Source organism: Aeromonas sp. HMWF015 (assembly GCF_963878965.1).
In the GTDB taxonomy this organism is placed as follows: Bacteria; Pseudomonadota; Gammaproteobacteria; order Enterobacterales; family Aeromonadaceae; genus Aeromonas; species Aeromonas veronii.
On record NZ_CAWNZT010000272.1, the window covers coordinates 1 to 4,844 of the forward strand.

3 protein-coding genes are annotated in these 4,844 nt (G+C 55.1%); all 3 read left to right on the forward strand.

What is annotated here, in order from left to right; genetic code table 11:
• Positions 1-1,074: PD-(D/E)XK nuclease family protein (locus AACS18_RS14335; protein WP_181363286.1), on the forward strand; the 1,074-nt coding region annotated here is incomplete at its 5' end.
• Positions 1,071-3,134, forward strand: a complete 2,064-nt coding sequence (gene recD / locus AACS18_RS14340) for an exodeoxyribonuclease V subunit alpha (protein ID WP_108612515.1) — start codon at positions 1,071-1,073, stop codon at positions 3,132-3,134. The genes AACS18_RS14335 and recD, both read left to right, overlap by 4 nt.
• 89 nt (positions 3,135-3,223) lie before the next feature.
• Positions 3,224-4,831, forward strand: a complete 1,608-nt coding sequence (gene gapS1, locus AACS18_RS14345; protein ID WP_146184766.1) for a GapS1 family protein — start codon at positions 3,224-3,226, stop codon at positions 4,829-4,831.
• Positions 4,832-4,844 lie beyond the last annotated feature (13 nt).

Sequence of the window (4,844 nt, forward strand, 5' to 3'; positions counted from 1 at the left end):
GAAGAGGGGGATGCACAGACGCTGGCGACCGCCCTCACTGAGCTGGCACAGGCGTTGCCCGGGGTGGCCGTCGGTGAGCCCTCGCTCACCCGTCCGGCCCCGCTGCCGCCAGAGGAGGAGCTGCTGGGCGAGCCGCAGGTGCGCCACTTTAGCGGCTCCCTTGAGCGGGACTGGTGGATCAGCTCCTACTCCGGGCTGGCGGCGCAGGGGCACGGCCACAGCAAGGGGGTCTTGGCCAATCCCGGCTTCGATGACGAGGTGGTGACCGAGGCGGCTGCATTGGCTGCCGAGCAACCGGACGAGGCACCCCAGCCCTCCATCTTCACCTTCCCGAAAGGGGCGCGCCCCGGCACCCTGCTGCACAGCCTGTTCGAGACCATCGATTTTCAAAGCGCCGGCGGCGACTCGCTGGCGGAGCACATCGCCACCCTGCTGGCGCAGGATGGCTTTGACGAAAGCTGGGCGCCCGTGCTGCAACAGCAGGTGGAGGCGGTGCTCGATACCCCGCTGGAGACTGGCTTTGGCGAGCCGGTGCGGCTGCGGGATCTGGCCCCCGAGCGCAAGCAGGTGGAGCTGGAGTTCTTCCTGCCCATGGGGCGGGTGACGGCACCGGCGCTGACAGCCCTCTGCCAGCAGCACGACCCGCTGTCGCGGGGCAACAAGCCGCTCAGCTTTGCCACCGTGCAGGGGATGCTCAAGGGCTTTATCGATCTGGTGTTCGAGTGGCAGGGACGCTGGTATCTGCTCGACTACAAATCGAACCATCTCGGCATGAGCCCCGCCGATTACAGCCGTCCGGCGCTGGAGCGGGCGATGGCCGAGCACCGCTACGACCTGCAATACCAGCTCTACTCGCTGGCGCTGCACCGGCTGCTCACCCTGCGCCTGCCGGGCTACGACTTCGAGCAGCACTTTGGCGGGGTCTTCTATCTGTTCCTGCGCGGCATGCCGCAGGGGGGCATTTTCCATACCCGCCCGAGCCGTGAACTGGTGCAGGGGCTGGATGAGTTGTTTAGAAACGGTGATCGCTCTGGCGGTGTTTCATCAACAGAATTAAACGAGGTAGAGGCATGAGCGGCACCATGAGCAGCACCGCGACCAGCACAATGATGGTTGAACGGTTGAAAACACTGGCGCTGGCCGGCCGTATCCGCCAGCTGGATCTGCAATTTGCCCGGCTGGTGGCCGACCTTGGCGGCAGCCCCGAGCTGGTGTTGGGGGCGGCGCTCACCTGCTTCGAGCTGGGGCGCGGTCATGTTTGCCTGCCGCTGGAGATGCTTGTCGCCGGATCATTGCGCCCGTTCGGGCTGGATCCCCAGCAGAGCCGGGATCTGCTGGGGGATCTGGCGGATCCGGCCCGTTGGCCAGCGCTGTTTGCGGCAAGCCAGCTCGTTGGCACCGAGCAGGATGAGGGGCTCGCCCCGCGCTGGCCGCTGCGGCTCTGGCACGGGCGACTCTATCTCACCCGCTACCACGATCACGAGCAGGGAGTGGCCCGCCATCTGCGCGCCTTGAGTGAACGCGCCGAATGGCCGGAGATCGCCCCGGCCCTGTCGCGGCTGTTTGCCCGCGATTACGGGCTGGTGTTCGGGGCGCTGCTCAAGGCCCGCCTCGCCCCCGATTTCTCGGCCCGCCACTTTATCGAGAAGTATCTGGATCTGGTGTTCCCGAGCGAAGTGGACTGGCCCGCCATCGAAGGGCTGCTGGCCAGCGCGCAGGCGGCGAGCGACTTGAGCAAGCTGGATGCACTGGTGCCCGAGGCGTTCTGCTGCAACGGCCAGAAGCTGGCGGCGGCCACCGCGGCGGCGCGCCCCTTTGCGGTGATCTCGGGTGGCCCCGGCACCGGCAAGACCACCACGGTTGCCAAACTGCTCGCCATTCTGGTGGAGACCGGCCTGCAAGCAGGCAAGGCCCCGGCGATCCGGCTGGTGGCCCCCACCGGCAAGGCGGCGGCGCGCCTCACCGAGAGTATCGGCTCTGCCCTGCAGGCCCTCGATCTGCCCCCCGAGTGGGTGGAGGCGATCCCCACCGAAGCGGGCACCTTGCACCGGTTGCTCGGGGTCATTCCGGGGCGCAGCCAGTTCCGCCACCACGCGGGCAACCCGCTGCACCTCGACCTGCTGGTGGTGGATGAGGCCTCCATGGTTGACCTGCCGATGATGGCGCGCCTGCTCGATGCGTTGCCGAGCCACGCCCGCCTGATCCTGCTCGGCGACAAGGATCAGCTCGCCTCGGTGGAGGCGGGGGCCGTGCTCGGCGATATCTGCAGCTTTATCGAACAGGGCATCAGCCCGGCGCAGGCGGATTGGCTCTCCCGCCAGACCGGCTACCGCCTGCAAGGCACGCCCGCGGGGGCTCCGGTGCGCGACAGTCTCTGTTTGCTGGCCAAGAGCTGGCGCTTTGATCAGCATTCGGGCATTGGTCAGCTGGCGCGCGCCTGCAACAGCGGCGATGCCACGGGGGTGGAATCAGTCTGGGGCATGGGCTTTGCCGATATCAGCCTGCACCCCTGGGCCGGGGAGGCCTACGATGCCCTGATTGCCCAGGGGGTGGCCGGTTACGGCAACTATCTGAAGGCGGCCCGCGCGGGGGAAGCGCCCGCCGCCGTGTTCAAGGCATTCAACAGCTTCCAGATCCTCTGCGCCCTGCGCGATGGCCCGTTCGGGGTACTGGGTCTTAACGAGCGGCTCGAACTGGCCCTGTCACGGGCTGGCCTGATTGCCCGCGATGGCGACTGGTATGCCGGTCGCCCGGTGATGGTGGTGCGCAACGATCACGGGGTCGGCCTCTACAACGGCGATATGGGGCTCTGCCTGCCCGATGAAACTGGCCGGTTGAAGGTCTGGTTTGAGCAGCCGGACGGCACCTTGCGCGCCCTGTTGCCCAGTCGGCTGCCGCCCCACGAGACCGTCTATGCCATGACCATCCACAAATCCCAGGGCTCCGAGTTTGCCCATACCGTGCTGGTGCTGCCCGACAGCCCCAGCCCGCTGCTGACCCGCGAGCTGGTCTATACCGGCATCACCCGCGCCAAGGCGCGCCTCGATCTCTACGGCGATCGCGCCCTGCTGGCCCAAGCGGTGCGGAAAAAGACCGAGCGTTATTCCGGTTTGGCGGAGAGGTTGGGGGAGTGACTTATATTGACGGTGGAAAACTGTGGCTTCCACTGTCTAATCGGTCGTTGTGAACAACATATTAATAAATATAACTATGGATAGGAGTTATGTTAGGTATGTCATATTTACATGATGTAGAGAGAATTAGAGGTAAAATCAAAAGATATAAAACGGAATCTGTAGTGACCCACTTGCTTAATAGACTACATGCGTCATCTGCTCAGAATAACAAAGCGTATGACCGAGCTTGGATTTCTTGTCTAATGTTAGATTGGGTATTAGAAGTTGAACCGAGTATAAATGCTGTTGATGCAAGCGAACACGATGTTTATAAAATATTGAATGAAATATGGGAATTGCAATCAAAAGCATCCAACATAGATGGTTCAGAAAATGTTTTTTTGACTATCCGTAGCTTTCTAATTAAACAATTAAGATTCCAGGAGAATCAGAATATTCATGTCACCTTCTTGGTTAGACTTTATTCAATGATTTGTGCTAAAAACACAAGTGATTTCTTTGAGACGGAGTTCAAGAAAGCAACAGGTGTTTCTTTAGAGAAATTTTTTGTATTCGCATTATTCCTTCTAGTCTTATTCAAAGATAAAAAACTGTTATTCTTAACTTATACTCAGCTAATCGTAAAGCTTCATCCCTTCTATAGCATATTTGAAATTGATGCCATGATTCATGCTTTAGGGGCAAATTTATATAGTGCGCGTGAGTTTATTCAGGCTAAAAGGAATAATTCTGGTCCAATTAAAGCATCAGATTATCATGCGGAACCATTTGTAATTGAGCGCCCATTGATTTGTTTAGATAAGGGGATATCTATTTACCATACCTACGTTGCGACAATAGGTATTAGTGAGTTTGTTTTAAGAACACTGAAGTCACTTGAACCACAGACTTTTAGGGATAAATTCACTAAGGTCTTTGAACGGTTTGTATGCCAAACTCTCTTGGAACATAACATAGATGTTGTAGATGAAAATGAAATAAATCGCCTATATAAGAAAAATAATAAAAAGGGAAAGGTAGTCGATTTTATATGCTGTATGCAAGGTGGAACAGTCTATATTGACGCGAAAGGTGTTGAACCATCACAACATGTGCTGGTAAGTGACTCACCTAAGATAATTAAAGATAAAATTAAAAATTTCCACATCAAAGGTATTTTACAAATATCAGAGTGTATAGAAATACTTAAAAGTTTGGATTATGATAATATATCAACCTATGAGAATCGATTTGCATTGATTGTCACCCATCAAGATTTCTATTTGGGGCATGCAAAGCAACTATATGAATATCTAGGTCAAGATTATAACCATGGTATTACTCATGAGATAAAAAACAAAATTCTATTGGAAAATATTCATTTCTGTAGTGTCTCTGATTTAGAAATTATATTGACCGTATGTAAAGAAACAAAAACAAGCCTTATTGATTTTTTGCGGTTTTGCACTCAGCAAGAGAAAGATATTAAAACCTCAATGTTTGATATGCAGCAAAGAATACATGCTTATATGACCGAGTGTACAGGGATTAATGCCATACCGTTATGTAGCGAATCAACATTAAAGTCTTATGATAAGTTGCATAAAGAATTATGTTCAGCAATGCAATTGTCTCAAAAATATTGGGGAGGGAAAATAGATGAATTACTTTCAAAATCAGAAATTATAAAACATTCAGCGTTGAGAAACCCTTGACTTATCTAAGCAT

Bases quoted from the DNA above. Each gene is read 5' to 3' on its own strand.
- recD (WP_108612515.1), top strand. From the start codon at position 1,071: ATGAGCGGCACCATGAGCAGCACCGCGACCAGCACAATGATGGTTGAA.
- gapS1 (WP_146184766.1), top strand. From the start codon at position 3,224: ATGTTAGGTATGTCATATTTACATGATGTAGAGAGAATTAGAGGTAAA.